We start from the raw sequence: 22,305 nt of genomic DNA, 5'->3' as shown, positions 1-22,305 counted from the left end.
AACATCATGAGCGATCCCATTGAACGATTACCGTTCTACTTAAAACGCTTTCCGTTTTTTGTGATTTCCTATATTGTTGCTCCTTTAGCCTCCTTGTTGCTGTTGATCCACTGGAAATCGCTCCGTCCTCAAACGCGGGACGCACGGCTGATTGTCTCCTCCTTGTTCCTGTTGTTGTTCCTCGTCGATTTTTTCCCGAGAGGATGGTACCAAAATGCGATGCTCGCATTTGCCATCACCGTCGGACTGTTCATCACTTTCATCGGAATTGAAGGGAAACAATCAAAACATGACAAATAGTACGGACCATTGCACTGTCCGTCATTACTATAGAAAAAGACCCCATCCAAATGATGAGGTCTTTTTCTTTTTTTAGTTGATTCAAGAAGACACGACTTCCTCGCCCGTCAAATCGATGTGTCCTTCGCCCCAGGCGCACATCGCGTCTAAGATCGGGCGCAACGACCAACCGTAGTCGGATAAGGAATAGATGACTTTCGGTGGGACTTGTTCGTAAACCGTCCGGATGATGACACCGTCCTGTTCGAGTTCGCGCAGTTGTTGTGTCAACATTTTTTGCGTGATGTTCGGCATCAGCTTTTTCAACTCACTCGTCCGGCGTTCGCCTTTGATGAGATGACACATGATGACGACTTTCCATTTGCCTCCGATGACTTGCAGGGTCGCTTCGACCGGAATATTGTAGGCCATGCTGATTCTTCCTTTCGATTCTTGAAGTACAGCGGGACAGGTACTTTTTGGTGCCTATCGCACTTGAAAGTGCGTACTTCTCAAGTGAATTTGATGGGTTTATGATAACAACTGTCAGCGGAAAGTACAAGTCGCCTTCGTCCATTGCTTCATCCGACGGGGGTAAGGTACTTTTTAGTGCCTATGGTACTTGAAAGTATGTACTTTCGCAAATGGTTTTCCCGCTCTATGATGGGATCACGCAGAAACGTTCCCTCATCATTCAATGCGCACCGGGCCCGGTCGTTTGGGAAGACTTCCGTCATTTACTTTTATCATCCATCTCACTTTAGGAGGAATCATCATGAATCAATTAAACCCGCATGCTGAACAGGAACAGGTCCCGCAAAACGGTCGACTCGCCCTGCTCGCACTTGCTATTAGCGCCTTCGGAATCGGAACAACGGAATTTGTCCCGGTCGGCTTACTCGCAGCCATCGCCGGCGACTTAAACATCGGTATCACCCTGGCCGGTCTGATCATCTCCGGTTATGCCATCGGTGTCGCTGTCGGGGCTCCGATTTTGACTGCTTTGACGAACCGAATGAACCGGAAAACGTTGCTCATGGCGTTGATGGTCGTCTTTATCGCCGGTAATCTCGTCTCTGCCGTCGCTCCGAGTTTTGAACTGTTGATCGTCGCCCGCTTTATCACCGCCTTCTCACATGGTGTCTTCTTCTCGATCGGCGCAACAATCGCCGTTCAGCTCGTACCGGCGGATAAAAAAGCCAGTGCCATCGCCTTGATGTTCACCGGACTGACGGTCGCAACCGTCACGGGTGTCCCGCTCGGTACGTTCATCGGTCAAGCATTCGGCTGGCGCGCGACGTTCTTCGCCGTTGCCGCATTAGGTCTTGTCTCAATCATCGCCAGTTTCTTCTTGATTCCAAAAGACTTGAAACAATCTCCACCGGCGAAGTTTTCCGACATGTTTAAACTGTTGACGAACGGACGCTTGATGCTCGGTTTCCTGATCACGGCACTGGGTTACGGCGGGACATTCGTCGCCTTCACCTACTTGACGCCGATCATGCAGGACGTCACGAAAATCAGTCCGAGCCTGATCAGCATCATCCTGCTCGTGTACGGCATTGCCGTCGCGATCGGCAATGCCGTCGGCGGAAAACTCGCCAACGGTAATCCGATCAAAGCATTGTTTTATATGTTCATTCTCCACGCCATCGTCATGATTGCCTTGTCATTCATGATTCCGTTTAAAGTTGCCGGAATCATCGGGATCATCTTGATGGGGCTGCTCGCCTTCATGAATGTCCCGGGACTCCAGCTTTATATCGTCCAGTTGGCAGAAAAATATGTCCCGGCAGCCGTTGATGTCGCATCCGCGTTAAACATCTCTGCCTTCAACATCGGAATCGCACTTGGTGCAACAATCGGCGGACTCGTCGCCGACACGATCGGTCTTGTCCATACACCGTGGGTCGGTGGCATCATGGTCATTCTGGCCGTCATTTTGACTGCAGTCTCCCGTCGTCTCGAACGCCTATAACGTGACGTCTGATTTACGTGCACTTGACTATACGGTCCGGGTCCTTGGGAGCGTGTTCGAGATGCAAATCATCCGGCTGTTGTTGCAGGCTCCCTGTTCCTTCGAACAACTGACAGCTGCCGGCTCACGACATTCCATGCATGAGTTGACCGTTTGTCTGTCACGACTCGAACAACGCGGAGTTATCGAACGACCGGCAACCATCTATCGCCTGACACCAATCGGTGAGAGTTTGCAGCCGATCTTTCACGCCATCGAAAAACAAACCCAGCATCCGTAAGCGGAGGCTGGGTTTTATTTTGTCGCGACAATCGTGAATTCCCACGGGATGTTTTCGCCGTTCCACCCCCGATGTTCGTTCAGTTGTGCGAGCGTGAAGCCGCTTTTGATGATGGTGTTCACGATCTCACTCATCGTATAGTGCCGCAACATCACTTTCGGAAAATCCGCTTGTTCAGCCGGATCAAAATGCGATTGGTACGCAATGTTCTCTTCATATATATCCTGATCAAAATAACGCGGGATGTAGTGTGACTCCTCGTTGATACAATGTTTGATCGGATGATAGTCACTCAAAATCAATTTTCCACCCGGTTTGAGCAAGGCAAACAAAATCGCAGTGAATGCCTCGAGGTCATGAAAATAATGAAGAATCCCTCCTTCAAGATACAAGACATCGAACTGGTGCTGATACGTATTCACATCAATCTCATAGATATCACCGACGATGTACTCAATTTCTGTTCCGGCACAGGCGGCAAGCTCGAGTGCATACCGGCGATTATCTTCCGAGATGTCGAAGACCGTGACGTCCGCACCCAGCAGTGCAAGTGGAACCGCCTTGCGACCGTTCGATCCGCACAGATTGGCAATCCGTTTGCCGGTCACTTCCTGAAAATAGTCCTGATGTTTCTTAAGACTTGCTTTCGGGTCGGCCATGATTTCTTTTGCCTTGTCAGACGGCGCCCCGTCACGTTGATTCCAAAATTCATAGGCCCGGTATTCCCAAGCGGTTTTGTTGATCGCACTTTGTTGTTTCATCTAATCAACTCCTCCTCCTATTATGTTGAATTATAAAGTGAAAACGTGGTAAATGTGTTATTTCTAAAAAAACAGCACACTTAATGCTTTACTTTGAGTTCTTATGAACTTATAATCAAAATATAAACAGAACACCACTTAAAAGGAGGAAGCGCTGTTGACACTATTGATTGTATTTTTAGCCATCGTCTTCATCATGCTCGCACTGGACCTTGGCGTATTTCACAGGAAAGCCCATGAGGTCTCGCTTCGAGAAGCTTGGACCTGGACGTTCGTCTGGATCGGGCTCGCCGTCGCCTTTGGCGGTTGGTTATTCTATGCGCAAGGCAGCGACGCTGCAATTGAATATACGAGCGTTTATTTCATCGAAAAGGCACTTGCGATTGATAACGTCTTCGTCTTCTCACTCGTCTTTGCTTACTTTGCGATTCCGTTAAAGTATCAGCACAAAGTCTTGTTCTGGGGAATCCTCGGTGCGATCTTCTTCCGCGTCATCTTCATCGTCGCAGGGGTTTCGCTTCTTGAGAACTTCGCTTGGGTGTACTACATCTTCGGCGCTTTCCTCGTCTACACCGGTTACATGATGTTTAAGAACATCGGGCAGGAAACGTCGCTTGAAGAGAACAAAACAGTCCGTTGGTTGGAAAAACGATTGCCGATCACACAAGACATCTCGTCTGGTAAGTTTACGCAGCGGATTAACGGTAAGTTGTTCTTCACACCGCTACTGATTGCACTGATCTTCATCGAAATCTCGGATATCGTCTTCGCCGTCGACTCGGTCGCCGCAAGCTTCGCGTACTCGCGTGATCCGTTTATCATCTTCTATGCGAACATCATGGCCATTCTCGGACTCCGTAGTCTCTACTTCGTCCTTGCGAACCTGATTGATCGCTTCTACTACTTGAAACATGGTCTCAGCTTCATGCTCGTCTTCATCGGAGCAAAGATGATTCTCGGTGATGTCTACAAAATGCCAATCTGGATGTCGCTCGGAACAATCGTCCTCGTCATCTTGATCAGCGTCTTCTACAGCTTCTATAAAACGAAGCCTGGAAAATAACTTTATATGACAGCACGCAGGGAGTGAATCACATGATTCACTCCCTGTTTTTGATTAGACCAACATAACGAAAAAAAGATGAAAGGCACCCCGTCATTCGGGATGCCTTTCATCTTTTTGTGAACGAAACCATATTTGTTGTAAACCAATCAGCTGTTGACGACCTTTTCAGTCGGTTCTGCCGCCATAACTGACCGGTTGATCGACACTTGTTCCCCTTCTTTTAAACGTTTTCTGTATTCAGCTGTCGCTGTAAACAGAACATCCGTCGAAGAGTTTAACGCTGTTTCAAATGAATCTTGTAACACGCTGATGACGAGCCCGACTGCGACAACCTGCATGGCAATCTCATTCGGAATCCCGAACAGGCTGCAGGCGAGCGGAATCAAGAGGAGTGATCCACCGGCAACACCGGAAGCTCCGCACGCACAGACCGCAGCCAAAACGCTTAAGATGATGGCTGTCGGAAGATCGACTTGAATGTCAAGCGTGTTTACCGCCGCAAGCGTTAAGACGGAAATCGTGATTGCCGCTCCCGCCATGTTGATCGTCGCGCCGAGCGGAATCGAGATGCCATACGTCTCTTTATCGAGTCCCAGCTTCTTAGACAATTCCATGTTAACGGGAATGTTCGCGGCCGAGCTTCGTGTGAAGAAAGCGGTAATTCCGCTCTCACGAAGACACTTGAAGACTAATGGATACGGATTTTGACGGACATTGATGAAAACAATCAATGGATTGACAATAAGTGCAACAATAAGCATTGTGCCGATCAAAACCAATAATAAATTACCATAATCGAGTAAAGATTTGAGACCGTTCTCCGTTACCGAACCAATGACGATTCCCATGATCCCGAGAGGAGCAAGTTTAATGATCCATCCGACCATTTTCGCAATCGCGTCTGAAAAATTCGAGATAAAGGTCTTTGTTGTATCGGATGCGTTTTTAAGCGCTAACCCCAAAATGATTGCCCACGTGAGAATACCGATGTAGTTCGCTTGGACTAATGCATTGACCGGATTATCGACCATGTTCAAGACGAGTGTCCGGATGACTTCGATGGCGTTATCCGGAGAAGCCAATTCCTCTGTACTTTCAGTCAGTGTAATGGTCACAGGGAACAGGAAACTGACGATGACAGCAATGGCTCCGGCTAAAAATGTTCCGAGAAGATACAAGAAGATAATTGATTTCATGTTTGTCTGCTGTCCCTTTTTATGCTGGACAATCGCTGCCATGACCAGGAAAAAGACTAAAATAGGCGCAACGGCCTTCAGCGCGGAAACAAACAGTGTCCCGAAGATGGTCAAGGATTTTGCCGCTTCAGGAATCGTTACGGCTAAAAGAATCCCAACAATCAAGCCGATTGCGATTTGTTTTACTAAACTGATTTGGTTCCACATCTTCAACACTTTCATACTTTCCCCTCCAGGCTTAAAACGAATAAGTTATTTAGAATTTGAAAAACGACGAGTTCTCTCTCCCATCCAAAAGACAGATAGTCTGTTCGTTCATTTTTCTAAAAATTCTCTCAGTTTGTTGTTCTCTATTTTTACATAAAACCTAAGAAATAAAAACTAGTTTTTTGCAAGAAATATGATTCGTTTCTGATGACTCTTTAATCGAATAGGGATGCAATCGCTTGCATAATTAAGGAAAAGAGAAGCCGTCTCAGAATGCCGTCCCATTAGAAATGACCTTAAAAAAGGCTTCGTATCAAGGAACTATGTCCAGTAATGGACTTCAGTGGAACATGAAAAAATGACCCCTGTTATACAGGAATCATTTTCTTCAAGCATCATAACTTCTTATCATCTTTGACATGAGAAACAGTTAGTGATGCTATATCTTGAAGCGGTCTGTCTGAATGCTGTTGCCTGTGCATGTGAAGACTAAATCGTTTGTTGCGAGTACATCAGTTCTTCTTTCTGTCGATGACAACCTTGCCTTCTTGATCCAATAAGGGAGTCATTCCACTAAGACCAAGACCACTTGTCATTACATAGTTCACACCCGTCTCGGTATCAACGATGATTTTGATGATTCCTCCGCTCAAGTGTTGTTTGGATTTCACGACAAACCGTTTCTTCATTCCACCACTCCTTGCTTCATTTTTTGATCAAAACATACGTTTTCTCAGGAATTTTAAGATTATGTATATCCAAATCCTTCATCTCTAACGTCAATGCATGTTCTCTCGAATACCCCTCTTCTCCGACCCAGCACGAATAGAGCTCAAAATAATCCCCTTCTGCAAGATAGGAATCCATCAGTTCCAACAGTCGGCGTAACTTCTCTTTAGATTCTAAAGAAATCTTTGAATCAAACGGTTCGACGATTTCAATCCCCCAGTGACTTGAAATTTCGTACACATGGGCTGTCGTAAACTGGGTCGTTTGAACGGAATATAAACAGGTTTCGTCTGCAAAACATTGTCCGACGTAAAAATCCTCGTCGTACCCTTCGTCCTCGTTAATATCCACTTGTGGAATTTTAATGTTTGTTCCGATATAAGACGCTAAGCTCATCTGAATCGTTCCCTTCTTTTATTTAGCTGACAACGCAATTTACAATCATCATGTCAGACTAAGTTCCAACGTTGCAACTCTTCCAAGTAATCTAGGTAAGAAGATTGATATTCTTCGTCCGTTAGTTGTCGCGCCTGAATGACCATCTTTTTTACTTGCTCATTTGCGAAGTGCGCGCCTCCTGTTAGAGACCATATATACGAACCGACTTCCTCCGATTGATTTCTGACTAAAAATCCGGTGACGTGTTCCCCGTCCAAACTTTCCAAGACGACATCAATCCGTCGTCCTTCCATCTCATCCAAAATCAGTTGAATGTAGGCTGCCTCTTTCTCTCCTTTAAAAGGATACGTTCGATTTCTGTGGAGATTATCGTTGATTTCCCATTGAAAATCCGCTTGTTCTTGTGACGTAAATATTTTTTGAAGCAAACGCGGATCACCGATTTTTAAGCAACAAAAAATGTAATCATACACAAGTTGATCATCATTGATTAAATCCGTGATTTCACCCTTGTCGATTTCAACAGCTTGGTATCGTCGCGCCAATCGTTCGACAACGATTTCTTTGCTGAAAACAAGCCGTTGACGGCGGTTTTTAAATTTATGGTGAAGCATTTCATAATCCATACAGTTTTCCTCCAACAAAAAAAATTGTATCAAGATTTTAAAACAGCACCCCGAAGGATGCTGTGCATTGTAAACTAATTCTATTTTTTACTTTTTCGTCATGTAAACTTCAATGATTTTTGTGTATAACGCATCTAACTTCGCGTTTTCTTCGACCAGGATCGTTTCTTTTGTGTTCATGAAGAGTTGATTCGCCTCTTCAAATTTCCCGGCATAAATCAGCAGTCTGATTGCACCGCGTTTGTCTCCGACGATTTCCGATGAGTCTTCACGAGCATAAAGCAGCCGATCATTGACTTGATCCATAATTTCGGCTTTTGCATCCACACTAAAATTATTCGCATCCAGATAGCTTCTCAAACGATCGGCGTAGTCCTTATAGTCGAGAACCGTTAAGGCTTTTGTAATGGATCCGTATTGACCTTCAAATAACTTGATTTGCTTACTTTCGTAGTCAACGATTACTTTGTACAGAGCCTGTCCTTCTTTGGTCAACACCTTTTCCGCCTTCGTCAAACGAATGGTTTCTTTTTTCAAAGCATCAATCCGCTTGTCCGCAGCCTTTCTTTCCTTCTGCGTGTTCACTTCTTTAATCAGCTTTTTCAGGGCTTCCGCTTCTTTTCGTGCCTTCTTACGGTCCGTCATATACTGTTTTGATTTTTTGTTATTCGCTTCCACTTTGGCGCGGTACACAGAATCCGTGATGTATTCCGGTACTTTGATTCCGCCCAGATTCCCCATATGGAAGAGTGTGCTGCCGTATGATGCTACGACTTTCGTTTGTTTGGCACGGTACTTTTTATAGTCGAATTTTTTCTTCGCGACTTGCGTCGTCTTTGTCGCCGCATCCGCCACACCACCGTTTACTCCGACACCCGTTAATACGAAAGCCGTTATGAGCGTACTTGCCACCACTTTACGAACCGTTACTTTTTTCATCATGTCACGTCCTTTTTATGTGGGTTGTGTTCCAGTCAGTTTCTGCATTAGGAAATAAGTAAATATATTCCATACTTTCAGTTTATCATGTCCGGATGCCGTTGTTGAACAGAATTCATGTGGATTACCGCTTTATTTTCTTTTCCGGTATGAGAAGAAAAATACCTAAGCAAATCAAGATTCCGAACAGGACATAATCCGTTGTCGGTAATCCTCCTCCCCAGGCAAGATCCCCGTCTTTCGTAACAATCATTGATCCTACAGCTGCAATCGTCTCCGTCATTTTATTGAGCTGGATGATCAGCATACTAAACAAAACCGTCTGAACAATAATCAAGACCCCAATCCATTTCTTCACGTCGATTTCCTCCTGTTCAAGTCTGTAATAAGGCTTCGATTTCCGCATAACAATGTTGTACAGCGAAGTTGAGTGCCGTTCTCCCTTCCGTATCCTGGTGCTGTCTCTTTGCGCCATGTTCCAGCAGTACTTTAGTAATTTTGGTCAGACCGTACTGACTGGCCAGCATCAACGGGGTATTGTTATCATTTAACGGATTTTCGATTTCAATGTCTGCTCCTGCTGCCAGCAACGCTTCTACCGCTTTGACATCCCCTTCCAAGACGGTAATATGTAAAGGTGCGAAACCGTTCATTTCAATCCGGTTCACATCGGCTCCCGCTTCCGTCATCATACCCATCTTCTTCGTTTTTCCTTCTTGAGCCGCATAGTGCAGCGGCGTATATCCTTCTCCATCATCTGTCTGTCCATTAACAAGCGATTCGTCTTCCAACAATCGACGGAGAACCCGTTTGTTGCCGGAACGAGCGGCAATGAAATGTAATGCCGTAAAGCCATGCCCGTCAAGATCAAGTGCGGCACCATAATCAATCAGTTGTATGGCGATATCGGATTGTTTTTCATACAACGCAAGGTGTAGTGGCGTTAGACCACCTTTGTCCCGTTGATTGATGTCAGCCCCGCAATCAAGCAATAGCTTGGTAATTTCGAAATACCCCTTCTCAACCGCCCAGTGCAGTGCGGTATATCCTTCTTCGTCGAGCGCATTTAAGTCATCTCCGCGTTTAATACACTTCTTTACTTGCTTGATGTTTCCGTAAAAGGCATGGTCTTGCAGTGATTTTCCAGACACCTTACGCTCCCCTTTCAACGAGTCTTTTTTTCGTTTGGATATTATTGACAATATAAATCACCCATGTCACGATAACAGTGTGAATAAGAAACGCTTGAGTACATACTTGCCCCAAGCAACTTTAATGTCGAAACGCAGAGGGAGGGACATGACTAATGAAAAAGCAATTGGCTTATGCCGGTTCATTCGCGTTATCTGTCATCGTAATCGTTGCGGTTCTTAAATTAGTCGGAGTTGATATTTAAACTATCGACTGACGTTTGACACTTTAACTTAATGTATAGAAAAAGAAGGAGACGACTTACATCGTTCCCTTCTTTTTTACGCGCCACGCCAAAAAGCGTTCTATCATCAACAGCTTTTTATCGTATGTGAGATGCATCGAAAATAGCATACATAACGCATGACACTCCCCCTTACGATTTCACTTTCTTTAAAGCGCAAGACCAGCAATCGTCCGCTTGAACTTTGGAGATATACGATTCGATCCGAAAAGTTTTGAAGCAAGTAGTCTGCAACCATCGGTGTCTCTTGGCTTTAAATAGCTTATAAAATCGCTAAAAACTATGGGGCTTATTCGAGTTCCATCGCTTCGACAAAGTACCGGCTCGCTTCTTGTTCTTCACCGAGTTCGAGATACAGCATACCAATATGGAGTAACATACTCGATTTTGCTATCGATTCTTTAAGACGCCCGACGTGTTTCACTAACAAAACAATCGCTCGTCGTCTCATATCGAGAATCGATAGTTGTGTAGCGTCATGGGCGACTTAGGTGTAACGATTCCTGCTTCACTCCTTTGCCTTTTAAAAAGTAGTTTGTTTTTTACGTTTGACAATCAAAAGAACGATCAACAAAAGAACCTCGAGAATCAGGAAAATACCTCCGAAGAAATAAACGACTAAGACCTGACTAATCCCATCAATTGCGACAGCAAAAAACCAGATCAATGAAACCGTCACTGTATAAATCAAATTGATTGCTGTACCCATCAGTAGACTGGATTTAAGACTTCGCTTATTTCGAGCTTGGGTGAAGAGAATCCCGATTGCTCCAATCGCCCAAATGACTAAAAAAAGCTCAAAGATGGAATCAGGATTCCGTTGTACGTCCATGACATCGCTCCCTTTTCCGATCGACTGATTCAGTTCATGAATCGTGCCGATTAATGTGATACCTCTATTTTACAGGATCATCAAACCCACACGTCTTCCGAAAGTTGAGTGAATCGGATTTTAAGTTTCATTCCTCGAAATCCGTATATTCTTTGATTTTTCGTATACGAACGCTTTCACCCTGTGCGATTTGGTCTGTTTCTTTCCAGTGGTATTGCACGACAAGTAACAGCAACATGACCGCGGACAAAACAGATAAAGTGGCATAGTATGGCTGTACTTCCCGCTCCAGTTCAAAAGCGGACAGGACCTGCAATACCATCAATGAACCAAACATTCCGTGAAAATACCGTCGGAAATTTTTTGGTAGACCGGCTTGACGAAACGTTTCATACCAGACGTACAGTCCTAAACCGAATGCAAAATTATTTAGCCTCTCGTAAGGAAGGACGAACAGGAGGATCCCGAGTCCAAGGAGCATCCACGCCAAACGAACGGCCGGTTTAAAAAAGGCCGGATCAAGCGATGATTCTTCCGGTTCATCGATGACGTGCGCTGCCCGTTCTTCCTCTGTCAACGGTCGAAAGCCGAGTGCTTCTTTTTCTTCGGCCAACTGGCGCATCCGCTTTTTCATTCCGGCATAAAATGGAAACCGTTCTGTCGTGACCTCTCCTTCGTTCGTTTGACCATTTGCTTGCTCCTGGACGGAGACCTGATAAAGCGTCCGCCCCACCCGGTAACAGACCCAATAATCGACGGTTTGGCTGATCTCTCGTTTTAATTGAATCAGTGGTGCTTGTTTATCCTTCATGTTGCGTGATCTCCTTTGTCGTCAGTTCCTTCAGTTGGTGAATCGTGTACAGCAAGAGAATGAATCCCGCGATGAGGCAGACGGTTCCGTTGGCAGAAAGATTAAATGGTTTTAAATAATCTTTTGATGAACCGGCTAATATAAAAAAGAATACGCCTCCCGACCAACGATAGAAGCGGGCACGGGCTGTTTTCCCTTCGATGTAGATCGGATAAAAGAAAGATAAGAACACAAGCGGAATATATCCCGGGATCGGTAACAGACCGGTCAATGTCGATAATCCGCACAGCATGAGTAATAGAGCACTCAGGAGGCGCAGTTTGATGTTGCGCCGATCTGCACGGTAATCCATCGCCTCAGATTGAGGTAAATGTGATTTTAAATATCCTTCCTCCATCTTTTGACGCATCCATTCTTTTTTCTGACGATAGGCGGCAAACGTATTTTTAAAAAGCATTCGGACAGTCGCCGTCTCTTCGTTAATTTCAATCATGTCCTCACTATCCAAGGCAGGTTCTTTCCGGGCAACGCCTTCCCTGACGAACAACGTACGTCCTTCTTGGTGATAGACGATGTGATAGACTTCATCGTCGATTTGTTTTAATAATTGAATCATGCTGGTATCTCCCTTTACGCTGCTCTATATGAATTGTTCAAGACTGCCTTCCAGACCTTCAATTGGATGCGATGAATGATGCCAGCCTTCTGTTTCTTCTCTTTTCCTTACCAGACTGCGTTGACACCATACAGTAAAAGCAATCCTCCTGCTAAACATACATAACCGTATTGTCTGACGGATAATGAACTAAAGAGGACGACGCCAATCGATAAGAGGAGACTAAGCACAAATGAATCGACATGATCGACCGCATCTCCATGTCCCGATAGCGGCGTTTTCTTCGCGTGTTTCGATCGGATGAAGTACATTCCTAGTATCAATAAAAAGAGTCCGACAACAAGACCGATGAATGGTAAAATCACGAGCGGTTCCTCCAAGATATGTATTTAATTTTCTTAGGTAGCATGGTTTTTTTTATACCGATATTATACTACTAATAAATACGATATTTTCCTTTATTAAGTTTCATCAATGAAAAAATTCCCAAATTAAATATTTAGGCAGCATGATTCAGGAACTTGATTCTCCAAATCAAGCATCAGCAAGATGTTTATCAATGACACCTACAGAAAAAGCCTACATCGCTGATTGGATGTGGGCTTCGTTTGATTATCGTGAGTTTTAATGGATTGACCCTACTTCTCTTGATCGCAACAATCCATTATGAAGTTTTAAAATCCCTTATACGAAAGGCTTACGGTTGAAGTTTACTAATTCATCCGTCTCGAATAAAAGATCTTCGAATTGATCCGCTCCATGCTTTTCGATATATCTTTCCTCAGATTCAAAAATAGGTACAAACCATATCGGTAATACTAAATCAGGTTCTCCCCCAATATTGGAATCTGTTTCAAATAACGAGAACGATTCATCAAAGTAAACAGGACTAGTTACATAGACTGATGAGAACTGATATTTTGAAAATATCCCCTCCGGAAGAGGATAATAGTCTGCTGCATCAAAGGCATTTCCTGTCCTCATAGCATATTCAGCCAATTGCCAGAGCAGAAAAATAATCTCATCCTGAACTTCTGATTGTTTAGCTGACATCATGATTTCTTGATGAATCGGTGAATTGTCCTCAAATCGAAGGGGATGAAACAATAATCCAAGGGATGCAATCGTATATGTTTCCTTGAACGGTGCCTCTTTGAATCTCAAGATTTGGACATGCTTCTTTTCAAGTTCCTCAATTGGAAAGGATTCTGTAAAACGTCCACAATGCTTCTCTAAATGATCAAGATAATTCATGATTTAACCTCCATGTGTTACTCGTTTTGATACGAGTGAATAAAGCTTCTACCGAAAAATGTATAATCAAGGGATTGCTACTCTTTTAGAGTACGGATCATCCTCGAGTATGTACTCTATGTTTTTGAAATCATTCTGCATAGCATTATCAGACAATTGTTCTAATAAATCGACATCCTTACATAACAATATGACATTTGTACAATCGTCTATGGTCAGACAGAATGTACAATCACTATTCAAATATTCACTGTATGTATTTACTTCAACCGGCAGAGAATCATGAAATGCTTGCAAGCCGCAAAATATTATATAGTATTCATCAATATTTAGTATTCTTTCTAATTCGCTTCCTTCCACGACCTCATAATCCGGAATATTGAAATCTTTTAGATCTTCAAAAGTGTGATTCTTTCGATCTCTATTTTCTCTTATGTACATTTCGATCCAATCTAGTTTCCACTTATACTGCGTTATATCAATTGGAGCTAAGATATCATTGATATACTTACCAAAGTTATTAGGTATTTCAAATTCGATACCAACTTTCACGTCATCCACCTCATCTCTAAAAAAATTTAAACAGATCAGCGATTACAGAATAGATGTTCAATCCAAATTGTCATTGATTTCTTTCAGTCGTTCTTCGTATTCGTAAACAGCAGCTACATCACCACTTGAGCCATATGGGTTTATGACCGCTTTTGCCTCTTTTTCATTCACAAAAACTCTCGCTCCCCATAAACCCTTCGTAATAAAGTATTCTTCCTCATTGGATTCTAAAGTATCAAAAAATAAAGGTGTTAGAAACGTACCTTCTTCTCGATGTCGTTTTCCAAGTACAATCCATTCCCCTTCTTTTATGCCATAGTAACCCGTTCGAATTACAATGCATGATTCAGGATTTTTCCGATCTAATTCATGTAGTGTGAGAACCTTCTCCGTTCTGAGATTATAATATTGGATATAGTCCATAAATTCTAGTTTTCCAGTCTCATGATTTTCATCTTTAGAGACTCTCATTTCTGCATACCCATAACCACCAAGTCGAGGTAACGGAATGGCGTATACGACTCCTGATGATAGCTTCCACCGGGAAGGTCTTTTTTTCGTACGAATGGAGACGTTTGAAATCATTTTTTGTTCATCTTTTCGTGTACTCAGGAGGCTGTTTAGTCCATGCTCAAGAAGATAACGCCATTCATCAACTGAGAATTCATAATCCATTTCCTTTTCGAATTCATAGAGTCTATTTCTAAATTGGTTCACATGCTGTTCTAGTTCTGCTTTAGGGTTCAACATTATTCAATCCTCTTCACTTTATTTCGTAGCTACTACTTCAACTTATTATTAATTTCTTTCAATCGTTCTTCGTATTTGTAAACAGCAGATAAATCACCACATGTCCCAGATGGATTTATGACCAATCGTGCCTCTTCTTCCTCCACGAAAAATCTTTCCCCATATATGCCTCTAGTAATGTAGTAGTGTTCTTCATCGGAATCTAAGCTAGGTACACTTCCAAAAAGTAATGGCGTTTCGAAAGTCTCTTCTTCCCGATGCCGTTTTCCGAGTACTGTCCATTCCCCTTCGGTAATTCCGTAGTATCCAGTATCAATAATGATACAAGGATCAGATTTTTTTTCATCTAGTTCTTGAAGCGAGAGCATTGTTTCAGTTCTAATATTGTAATACTGGATATACTTCATGGAATCTAATTGCCCAGTCTCATGATTTTCATCTTTAGAGACTCTCATTTCTGCATACCCATAACCATCGAGTCGAGGTAACGGAATAGCGTATACGACTCCTGATGATAGCTTCCACCGGGAAGGTCTTTTTTTCGTACGAATGGAGACGTTTGAAATCATTTTTTGTTCATCTTTTCGTGTACTCAGGAGGCTGTTTAGTCCATGCTCAAGAAGATAACGCCATTCATCAACTGAGAATTCATAATCCACTTCCTTTTCGAATTGATAGAGTGTATTTCTAAATTGGTTCACATGCTGTTCCAGTTGATCTTTAGATTTCAACATTTTTTAATCCTCCTTATAAATTAGATTAAAAGCCATTGCCAGCTTAAAAATTTATAGTATCCATTTATTTTTATTTGCTCCTCTTGTGTTCAAAAATACCCCAAGGAAGCCATAGTACGGATTCTGTCTCCTCACCCAATGCATTACAATAATCTGAATAACGATCAGCTTCTTCTATCGAATCAATCAACCCAAAACGATTTGGTGAAAAATTAAAATGTTGACGAAAATCACGCTCTAATCCATTACACAAATAAGAATGAAACGAGCCAGAGTCAAATCCTAAAACTTCGTACCCTACTTTTTTTGCTCCATCCTTCTCAGGTGGGTGGTGCTGTAACAACATTTTTTCCACTCCATATGGTTCAGGATTTTTACTGCTAAACAATTCTATATCTTCAAGAAAATCTGATTTATAACGTTCAGGTAATCCAATGCTGATGATGCGTATACCAGGATGTTGGATCAAAAAACGATTTAAAAAATCTTGTGCAGAATGTAGGCTGGAAAATACTTGAGGAAACAAAACATCACCAGTGTTTCTATGTTCTTCTATCCATTGTTCGAATAACTGAACAGTGTTAAGCGAAAGACCGAGTTGATCCATATAGCGTGCTTTTTTCACTTCAGAATTTCCCCATAAGATACTCGTATCAGGATATTGCTTACAGAGACAACTACTCACTGATAACACGGTTTCAGGAACAATCTTTTCATCCATGTAATCTTTACGGGGTGTTGGCATAACAAGAAAATATCCTGCAGATATGTAATTCAAATGTTCATCTCCTTCTCATACGGGATTGCTATAATAATCATAAAGTATTTAACTATTAATGAATCTTTAAGCTGGATTAGTTGAATAGAAGGGAAGTCGAGATATGAATAAAGAACAAGAAATTCTTTTGGTTAAATCATTCTTCGTCAAACGGGTACAAGAGCGTGTACTCCATGAACTGTTTTCGCCTAAAAAACGGGATCAAGCCCTCTATCGACTGGATCATCTCTATAAAAATATGCTCAAAAACGAGTACTTAATTGAAATCACTCCACCCAATTCTTGGTACGAAGACATTTACGAGCTATTAAAAAAGCATGGTGCGCCGGATACCTGTTACTGTTTGTCAGAGAATGAAGTGATCAATGGAAAAGAATTGCCTCTGAAAGAAGCGCTTGAACACGCCGTCGGATTTGGGTTTTCTTCCATTATTTCCTGCATTCCCGGTGAACTCGCTTACTTTGAAGCAGAACAGTCATTCGGAGCCCCGCCCCGTTATTTACTGAAGAAACCTACTAATCACTAAAACACGAAGGAGGACTTACAGATGTTTTTGATCAGAAACAATCTAATCGACAGTTCAGATCAAGAGGAGACGTTAATCTATCCCGATCACCTACAGAATTTTTTATATCGGGATGCTGAGGTCATTAAGCACCGCTGCGCTTTACTCATCCAACTGGATGAATACGAAGACAAACTATTCAAGCCCACTGAAGTCCTTGAACTTCTTGGTATTTGTGAGTTTCTTTCTCATCGACATTGTTTCCCTCATGAACCATGGAAGTTGAAGTCAGCAGACCCCCTCATTCAAGATTTGCATTATTTTTTGCAAAAATTAAAAAGCATGTGTATACAGGCTGTTTATCAAGATCGACTGATTTTCTTCCAAGGGTTATCCTGATACTGATTTTTAAACGACTAATTTTCGGATGACATTCTAGTTAATCAGTCACCCCAAAAACAAATCAACGCGTTTTGGTACACAGACGCAATACACATTCGCTTCAGCAATTCTAAAAATTGATGTAGTTCCATCATTAATTCATTTGATTGATGGATCAGCCAAGGTTCGTTTGGATAATAATGTGCCTGATTCACTAACCACGGTTCCTTTGGCGTACAATACCGTTGAATGAGCAGTTCACAGATTCCAATCAGCTCGTTTACTTCTCTTGCTACAAACAATTTATCCGCATAGGAATCAAGATGAATCAGCAAATCACAACGATCCGAAACGCTGGAGAAGTCTTGAATTAAAAAAATATGGACGCGACTCGGGTAACGGAGAATATCTTTTTCTTCTTCCGGAACTTCTTTTAAACTCGTACTGATCCCAAACATATTCTCGCCTCGCCTTTCTTTAAAGATTTGCCGTTTTTAATTTCCCTTACTCATAGTAGTCGATGCCTTCACCTTCAGGCAGAAATGTTTTCACCTTTTCCTCGGTATCAAAACAGGCTTCGTTCGAGAACAGATAATAGCCCATGAAATCATGCTCGATCGTAATGAATGACATTTCTTCCGTCGTATTAATGACAGGAACGACACGTTCTTTTTTGAAAAACCATCCTTTGACCATTCTCATCTCAAACGTCAGGAGATTCGTAAAAGATAGGAAGTAAAAATCGTTAGCGGCAGCGTACCAGTATGTTTCGTCCAACAGACGTTCCAGCTCGCTAGCATCGTTCACTTGAACGCTGCAATAAGATCTGCGCTTATATGGTTGAATCTTTGTATATGATAGGTCTTCCCTTTGTAAAAACGGTTCTAATTCCTCATCTGTAAAGCCGCCACCGAACGTCACGAAAATTGGGAATCGATTCAGACGTTTCAAAAAATAATTCAATACATCGTTCGAATCAGCTTGATAGTCTCTTTTTTCATCGTTCGGGATGCAACCCATCGAATAAATCGACTTGATGCGTTCTGGTTCGTCGATGTCTAGGTAACGGTCCTTGATCACTTTTGGATGATCGATATGCTCCTCGAGATAGATATACAGCATAAGTCTCCCTCCACGTATCCTACTTGTTCCACATTCACTAAACGAAACTTCCCTATACATCGTGATTCAGTTATTTACGCATGTTGAATATCGTCTATATTTCCAAAATGGGCAATCTTTTCATTCGTACAAAAATGATCGAACATGCCAAAGCGTCCAGTCGCGTCACGCGTCAATATAAAATTATAAGGAATAATCAACATGAACTCTGTCATGAAGTTCTCGAGCGTTCGTTGAGAGGGCTTTGAGTAATTCGTTGGCAGGAATCCAGAGGTGATTTCTTTTCGGTTCAACAGGTGCAAGAGACGATCTTCGAAGACCGCTTGCCAATTTGTATCGTTCAACGTCATCGCATGGATGGAATCCTCATCGTCGAGCGTACCCCTGCCACAAAAAACGACTTCCAGCGGGAACGTCGCATGCGGCAATATGGCATCAAAAAAGTTTTCATACTCCGTTCCCGAGTCCTTTAATTCTTCATAGATGACACCGTGCATGGTCACCTCTTGATTCGAAACCAAGACGATGTCTTGTCCCTGTTTGCGAATCCTTAATACCGTATCGAATTCTTCAGAGAGCATATCCATCGGAGGAATCGTCAAGCCTTCTAAAAACCGCTCCATTTGTATAGTTTCCGTCGCGATGAAATGGGATGCGACTCCCCACTCCTCATAATCATGCTGCTGTTTTGTGTTCCGGGGACGTTCCAGCAGTTTGATCTCAAACGGATAACTGTATTGATTCAGCTGAATGCGGACAAGCTCTTTCCAGTCATCACGAGGTAAGAGTTGCCGGTAAACATTAACTGACTCGTTTGGTTGAAATGTCATTTGTCGCTCCCCTCGTCGAATTACATCTGGAAATACTCCGCTTTCCTCAAAGGCTGTCATCAAATTTTCACCAAACAGTGTCACGCTCTGTTCCCATGGATGGCCAAGGTAGCCCCACTGAAAATCTCGGGCGATGAAAAAGTTATAATCCCCGTCCGGTAAGGCCGGGATGATCCAGGTGCCCTCTTCGTCTCGTTCAAACGGTTGTCTTGGATCGATCCAGTAGCCTTGATGATTCCAGTCGAGCGCCATGATGCGTTCGCCTTCATCTGTCAACGTAATCAGAATATGTGACAGCACCGTTTCAATTTCTTTCCACTTCACATCACGGGTCGAATACGTCACAAATGAATGCGGCACTTGGAAGGACGGAAATTCAGTCGTGCTTGGCGAAAAGTGAAACTGACGGCAAATGACGTTCCATACCTGTTCATCTTCTGCTCCCGTCATCGGAATCCAGCTCCAACTATTCATTTGGAACACTATCTTCCATCAGCTCGAACGTTGCACCCGGAGGATACAGGACGGTATAACTTTCTGCTGATTGCACCGCAATTTTCGGGACACCACGGACATCATGTTCTTTCATCCCCTCAAAGATCAACGCGACTGCTGCCTCAACATCAACGACGTGGTAATAGATGTTCGTCGTACCGCTACCGATCTCTCCCCCTTCGCAGGATCCGTTTCCAGTGTGAAGCAGACCTTCATCAATCATCTCTTCCATCATATGACGTCGTTCCAACGCTTCTTCTTCCTGACCAGCGTCATATCGAAACTGGACGACCAGTTCTGTATAATCTGTCTCCTGTAACTCTCGATATCCTTGATGTTCTAACTCCTCGACCAGTTGCAGAATCTGTCTACCTAAGCGTTTGAAGCGAGAGACGCGTATCTCTTTCACGTCTTCTTCTCGCACCCACGTTCCAACGATTCCTTGATGCTAGACGATCACGCGTCCTTCCGTATAAATGGTCTTGTAGAAAGTATCTGACCCATTCCGTTTCGTCAGCTGTATCATGTGATTCCTCCTCTAGTTTCGTTGTCCCCTCAGGTTAAAGCGCATGCAAATCATGGTCCTCTAAATAGCCTAAGAACGTATCTTGCAGTTCACCATCTGTTTCAATCGTCTCGAGCGGTTCTCCCTCTTCGTCGACTCGGACGAGAGTCAGTTTCGCTTCAAGCTCGGATCCACTCAGTTCTGAACTTCCATCGATAATACCAAAGACGTGAGAGACCGTGTCGATGATTGTCTGTTCCATCATCTGCATCATTCGTTTTTGATCCGCTTCGCTCGACTTCTGATATAGTGCGATGCAAGCTGTATAATCGTTGGCGTCGGGATTTACGTTCTCCTGATACATTTCTTTGTAATCAGCCATCCCTTCCTGTACGACAGTTTGATAGACGGATTTAATGAACGCTTCCATGTCTTGATTCATTTTCTTGTCCTCCTCTTTAATCGATAGAATCAAAGCCATACCTCTAGCCTTGAACGTCCCATCATACCTCGTCCTTCATGATTCTGATTGTTTTATTTAATCAATCCCACCGACAGGTCACGCTTTGATCTACTTCAAGCCGTAAATGAATCAGGGTATTTGCGTTCAGACCTGAGAGAGTCAAAGAGCGAGTCCCTCCACCCGTATAGGGCAATTCGAAAACGACACCTTTCATCTCTTTTAGTAAAAAGAATGCCCGGTGAAGGTCGTATTCACTCTCATACAAAAGATTCCACAATTCTTCAGTAAAGGTCGTCGTTTCGTTTACCGCATACAGTTTCATGAACTCATTTTCATCCAACAGTTGAAGCGTAGTAAACACTTTTTCGTTTGGAATCCGCGGTTTTTGAATGATTAAGGAGTAACCTTCCGCCAGCTTCTCAAGCAGTTTCGTTTTACTGTCCGGGATATCCTCTTCCATCACGGATGAGGGCAGGTCGTTGATCTTCAACGGGAGACCAAATTCATATTCAAACGGGTCGTCGATTTTTAGAAGCTCTGCCCGGGAATACGTTGTCTTCATGGAAATAGTCCTCCTTTCATCAGCTCGTCTTTTAAATGCTCTTTAACATCCTGTGATCAAGTTTTCGGATATGAATACTAAAACATCTCACCCTCACTTGAATGGTTACTTCAACAAGTTTAGGTGAGACGCTTTCAATCGCTGGTATTGAATTATTCGAAGTCCTCTTCAAAATCTTCATGTTCCCCGATGACCAGCAGGATGCCGGTGACCTGATCCGCATCGCGTCGTACGCGAACCTTGTAATGGCCGTCTCCCATCAACTGGACGGCAACACCAAACGGAAACAGAAAGATTTCCTCCTCCATCAATTCATCTGAGATGGCGATGTAAAAAGGATCAATCTCATCGTCGAACTCAAGCGTGTTTCGAATTTCCCAGTCAATGGCCTCGCGTTTCCCGTAATTCGCTGTATTCATGACGACGAGCTGTGAGGAATCCACCACCGCAAAACCTTCAAGAATGTCAAAGTCATCCGCTGCAATATCTGCGTGATCCTCAATCGTCAAGTACACCAGATTGATTTCCGGCTGGTCGTCCTCGTTATACCAGACTGTCCATGTCGAATCAGGTGCAACCGGAATCGTGATGTTAAATTCCGGATCCGGTTCGAGAAAAGCTGGGTCCGAAACGATCATATTACCTTGCTGATTATGAAAAGTCCCTAGTTTTTTCATCGTATGTCACTCCTCATTATTCAATAAATTGATTTTTCTAATTAGAATTAAACATAGGTGTTTTCTTTTTATGCGTCTTCCTCATCAAACGATTCATACAATTTCTTATTCCATTCGGAGCAACGGGCTATCCAGTCTGATTCACTCGTTTTTAGATATGTAAAAGCTTCTTCAGCCAGTTGTTCGTGCTCTTCTTCAGAAGATAGTCCTTTCATCACAAAATACATTCCATCATGATTGGCTACAACGTCTGACCCGACTATAAATCGTTCATTCCCTTTTAAAGAAAAGACTGTCACTTTATTTGGAGGAATGAGGTCTCCTTCAGAGTTAAGATAACCGGTTAACGGGATGACTCCTGTCTCGATATAAAAATTTTCACTGTACTTTGTAATATAAAACATCAAGAGTTCCTGATGGGTATCTTGTTTCCGTCTGAAATGTGGATAGCTCCCTTTAAATCCTTGTTTCCTCAATTCAGGGACAATAATTTTTTTAATCGCTTCAGCCATCATCTTTCGATTTCCTACCGGTACGATTCCC

At 43.0% G+C, this 22,305-nt stretch carries 33 protein-coding genes; 6 read left to right on the top strand and 27 right to left on the bottom strand.

What is annotated here, in order from left to right:
* The first annotated feature begins 6 nt into the window (after window positions 1-6).
* The gene (locus D3D03_RS03400; protein ID WP_119922747.1) at window positions 7-300 is read left to right on the top strand and encodes a hypothetical protein; all 294 of its coding nucleotides are present in this window, start codon (window positions 7-9) and stop codon (window positions 298-300) included.
* A gap of 81 nt (window positions 301-381) precedes the next feature.
* Here D3D03_RS03400 and D3D03_RS03395 read toward each other — a convergent pair whose 3' ends face one another.
* Window positions 382-711: a winged helix-turn-helix transcriptional regulator gene (locus D3D03_RS03395; RefSeq protein ID WP_012370213.1), complete on the bottom strand. Its 330-nt coding sequence runs from the start codon at window positions 709-711 to the stop codon at window positions 382-384.
* Between the two features lie 343 nt (window positions 712-1,054).
* Here D3D03_RS03395 and D3D03_RS03390 point away from each other — a divergent pair, with 343 nt between their 5' ends.
* Window positions 1,055-2,257 (top strand): MFS transporter, encoded by a 1,203-nt coding sequence (locus tag D3D03_RS03390; RefSeq protein WP_119922746.1) that lies wholly within the window; start codon window positions 1,055-1,057, stop codon window positions 2,255-2,257.
* Between the two features lies 1 nt (window position 2,258).
* The gene (locus D3D03_RS03385; protein ID WP_199699990.1) at window positions 2,259-2,537 is read left to right on the top strand and encodes a winged helix-turn-helix transcriptional regulator; all 279 of its coding nucleotides are present in this window, start codon (window positions 2,259-2,261) and stop codon (window positions 2,535-2,537) included.
* 14 nt (window positions 2,538-2,551) lie between these two features.
* On the opposite strand, the gene D3D03_RS03380 is transcribed toward D3D03_RS03385, so the two are convergent.
* Complete coding sequence (locus tag D3D03_RS03380) at window positions 2,552-3,298, bottom strand: class I SAM-dependent methyltransferase (protein ID WP_119922745.1); 747 nt, start codon at window positions 3,296-3,298, stop codon at window positions 2,552-2,554.
* Window positions 3,299-3,455: 157 nt separating this feature from the next.
* On the opposite strand from D3D03_RS03380, the gene D3D03_RS03375 reads away from it, so the two are divergent.
* Window positions 3,456-4,361: a TerC family protein gene (locus D3D03_RS03375; protein WP_026829666.1), complete on the top strand. Its 906-nt coding sequence runs from the start codon at window positions 3,456-3,458 to the stop codon at window positions 4,359-4,361.
* A gap of 149 nt (window positions 4,362-4,510) precedes the next feature.
* Here D3D03_RS03375 and sstT read toward each other — a convergent pair whose 3' ends face one another.
* From sstT to D3D03_RS03300, 17 genes are all read right to left on the bottom strand, one after another.
* Window positions 4,511-5,782 (bottom strand): serine/threonine transporter SstT, encoded by a 1,272-nt coding sequence (gene sstT / locus D3D03_RS03370; protein ID WP_119922744.1) that lies wholly within the window; start codon window positions 5,780-5,782, stop codon window positions 4,511-4,513.
* A 497-nt stretch (window positions 5,783-6,279) separates the two neighbouring features.
* Window positions 6,280-6,456 (bottom strand): DUF6440 family protein, encoded by a 177-nt coding sequence (locus D3D03_RS16765; RefSeq protein WP_167331060.1) that lies wholly within the window; start codon window positions 6,454-6,456, stop codon window positions 6,280-6,282.
* Window positions 6,457-6,472: 16 nt separating this feature from the next.
* Window positions 6,473-6,892: a hypothetical protein gene (locus tag D3D03_RS03365; RefSeq protein WP_119922743.1), complete on the bottom strand. Its 420-nt coding sequence runs from the start codon at window positions 6,890-6,892 to the stop codon at window positions 6,473-6,475.
* A gap of 53 nt (window positions 6,893-6,945) precedes the next feature.
* Window positions 6,946-7,521, bottom strand: a complete 576-nt coding sequence (locus D3D03_RS03360; RefSeq protein ID WP_119922742.1) for a hypothetical protein — start codon at window positions 7,519-7,521, stop codon at window positions 6,946-6,948.
* Between the two features lie 87 nt (window positions 7,522-7,608).
* On the bottom strand, window positions 7,609-8,460 hold the full coding sequence (locus D3D03_RS03355; protein WP_119922741.1) for a hypothetical protein: 852 nt from the start codon (window positions 8,458-8,460) through the stop codon (window positions 7,609-7,611).
* A 124-nt stretch (window positions 8,461-8,584) separates the two neighbouring features.
* The gene (locus D3D03_RS03350; protein WP_233550626.1) at window positions 8,585-8,818 is read right to left on the bottom strand and encodes a hypothetical protein; all 234 of its coding nucleotides are present in this window, start codon (window positions 8,816-8,818) and stop codon (window positions 8,585-8,587) included.
* A 16-nt stretch (window positions 8,819-8,834) separates the two neighbouring features.
* Window positions 8,835-9,611, bottom strand: coding sequence for an ankyrin repeat domain-containing protein (locus D3D03_RS03345; RefSeq protein ID WP_158583678.1), 777 nt, complete (start codon window positions 9,609-9,611; stop codon window positions 8,835-8,837).
* 573 nt (window positions 9,612-10,184) lie between these two features.
* Window positions 10,185-10,325: a hypothetical protein gene (locus D3D03_RS16715; RefSeq protein ID WP_158583677.1), complete on the bottom strand. Its 141-nt coding sequence runs from the start codon at window positions 10,323-10,325 to the stop codon at window positions 10,185-10,187.
* Window positions 10,326-10,418: 93 nt separating this feature from the next.
* Complete coding sequence (locus tag D3D03_RS03340; RefSeq protein WP_119922739.1) at window positions 10,419-10,727, bottom strand: hypothetical protein; 309 nt, start codon at window positions 10,725-10,727, stop codon at window positions 10,419-10,421.
* A 127-nt stretch (window positions 10,728-10,854) separates the two neighbouring features.
* Window positions 10,855-11,538 (bottom strand): hypothetical protein, encoded by a 684-nt coding sequence (locus tag D3D03_RS03335; protein ID WP_119922738.1) that lies wholly within the window; start codon window positions 11,536-11,538, stop codon window positions 10,855-10,857.
* Window positions 11,528-12,154 (bottom strand): hypothetical protein, encoded by a 627-nt coding sequence (locus D3D03_RS03330; protein ID WP_119922737.1) that lies wholly within the window; start codon window positions 12,152-12,154, stop codon window positions 11,528-11,530. The genes D3D03_RS03335 and D3D03_RS03330 overlap by 11 nt, the downstream gene beginning before the upstream one ends.
* A 107-nt stretch (window positions 12,155-12,261) precedes the next feature.
* Window positions 12,262-12,519, bottom strand: a complete 258-nt coding sequence (locus tag D3D03_RS03325) for a hypothetical protein (protein ID WP_026833196.1) — start codon at window positions 12,517-12,519, stop codon at window positions 12,262-12,264.
* Between the two features lie 319 nt (window positions 12,520-12,838).
* On the bottom strand, window positions 12,839-13,408 hold the full coding sequence (locus tag D3D03_RS03320; RefSeq protein WP_119922736.1) for a suppressor of fused domain protein: 570 nt from the start codon (window positions 13,406-13,408) through the stop codon (window positions 12,839-12,841).
* A gap of 66 nt (window positions 13,409-13,474) precedes the next feature.
* Window positions 13,475-13,960, bottom strand: coding sequence for a DUF2691 family protein (locus D3D03_RS03315; protein WP_158583676.1), 486 nt, complete (start codon window positions 13,958-13,960; stop codon window positions 13,475-13,477).
* 57 nt (window positions 13,961-14,017) lie between these two features.
* Window positions 14,018-14,710 carry a hypothetical protein gene (locus D3D03_RS03310; RefSeq protein WP_119922734.1) on the bottom strand — a complete coding sequence of 231 codons (693 nt, stop codon included), beginning with the start codon at window positions 14,708-14,710 and terminating at the stop codon, window positions 14,018-14,020.
* A 32-nt stretch (window positions 14,711-14,742) separates the two neighbouring features.
* On the bottom strand, window positions 14,743-15,444 hold the full coding sequence (locus tag D3D03_RS03305) for a hypothetical protein (protein ID WP_119922733.1): 702 nt from the start codon (window positions 15,442-15,444) through the stop codon (window positions 14,743-14,745).
* A 70-nt stretch (window positions 15,445-15,514) separates the two neighbouring features.
* Complete coding sequence (locus tag D3D03_RS03300) at window positions 15,515-16,222, bottom strand: hypothetical protein (RefSeq protein WP_233550625.1); 708 nt, start codon at window positions 16,220-16,222, stop codon at window positions 15,515-15,517.
* Window positions 16,223-16,325: 103 nt separating this feature from the next.
* Between D3D03_RS03300 and D3D03_RS03295 the strand changes: the two genes are divergently transcribed.
* Window positions 16,326-16,748 carry a hypothetical protein gene (locus D3D03_RS03295; RefSeq protein ID WP_119922732.1) on the top strand — a complete coding sequence of 141 codons (423 nt, stop codon included), beginning with the start codon at window positions 16,326-16,328 and terminating at the stop codon, window positions 16,746-16,748.
* A gap of 21 nt (window positions 16,749-16,769) precedes the next feature.
* Complete coding sequence (locus tag D3D03_RS03290) at window positions 16,770-17,126, top strand: hypothetical protein (protein WP_119922731.1); 357 nt, start codon at window positions 16,770-16,772, stop codon at window positions 17,124-17,126.
* Window positions 17,127-17,170: 44 nt separating this feature from the next.
* Here D3D03_RS03290 and D3D03_RS03285 read toward each other — a convergent pair whose 3' ends face one another.
* The 8 genes from D3D03_RS03285 to D3D03_RS03250 form a co-directional block, all read right to left on the bottom strand.
* The gene (locus D3D03_RS03285) at window positions 17,171-17,566 is read right to left on the bottom strand and encodes a hypothetical protein (RefSeq protein WP_119922730.1); all 396 of its coding nucleotides are present in this window, start codon (window positions 17,564-17,566) and stop codon (window positions 17,171-17,173) included.
* Between the two features lie 46 nt (window positions 17,567-17,612).
* Window positions 17,613-18,230, bottom strand: a complete 618-nt coding sequence (locus D3D03_RS03280; protein ID WP_119922729.1) for a hypothetical protein — start codon at window positions 18,228-18,230, stop codon at window positions 17,613-17,615.
* Between the two features lie 74 nt (window positions 18,231-18,304).
* Window positions 18,305-19,510, bottom strand: coding sequence for a DUF2716 domain-containing protein (locus tag D3D03_RS03275; RefSeq protein ID WP_158583675.1), 1,206 nt, complete (start codon window positions 19,508-19,510; stop codon window positions 18,305-18,307).
* Between the two features lie 16 nt (window positions 19,511-19,526).
* Window positions 19,527-19,964: a hypothetical protein gene (locus D3D03_RS03270; RefSeq protein WP_147367708.1), complete on the bottom strand. Its 438-nt coding sequence runs from the start codon at window positions 19,962-19,964 to the stop codon at window positions 19,527-19,529.
* Window positions 19,965-20,115: 151 nt separating this feature from the next.
* On the bottom strand, window positions 20,116-20,502 hold the full coding sequence (locus D3D03_RS03265; protein ID WP_119922726.1) for a hypothetical protein: 387 nt from the start codon (window positions 20,500-20,502) through the stop codon (window positions 20,116-20,118).
* 100 nt (window positions 20,503-20,602) lie between these two features.
* Window positions 20,603-21,085 (bottom strand): hypothetical protein, encoded by a 483-nt coding sequence (locus D3D03_RS03260; protein WP_119922725.1) that lies wholly within the window; start codon window positions 21,083-21,085, stop codon window positions 20,603-20,605.
* Window positions 21,086-21,237: 152 nt separating this feature from the next.
* Window positions 21,238-21,762, bottom strand: coding sequence for a hypothetical protein (locus tag D3D03_RS03255; protein WP_119922724.1), 525 nt, complete (start codon window positions 21,760-21,762; stop codon window positions 21,238-21,240).
* A 68-nt stretch (window positions 21,763-21,830) separates the two neighbouring features.
* The gene (locus tag D3D03_RS03250) at window positions 21,831-22,277 is read right to left on the bottom strand and encodes a DUF4304 domain-containing protein (protein ID WP_158583674.1); all 447 of its coding nucleotides are present in this window, start codon (window positions 22,275-22,277) and stop codon (window positions 21,831-21,833) included.
* Window positions 22,278-22,305: the final 28 nt, after the last annotated feature.

The organism is Exiguobacterium sp. RIT452 (assembly GCF_003598705.1).
GTDB classification, from domain to species: domain Bacteria; phylum Bacillota; class Bacilli; order Exiguobacteriales; family Exiguobacteriaceae; genus Exiguobacterium_A; species Exiguobacterium_A undae.
The sequence above is the reverse complement of the archived record's forward strand: the minus strand, read 5'-3'. Positions and strand labels throughout refer to the sequence as shown.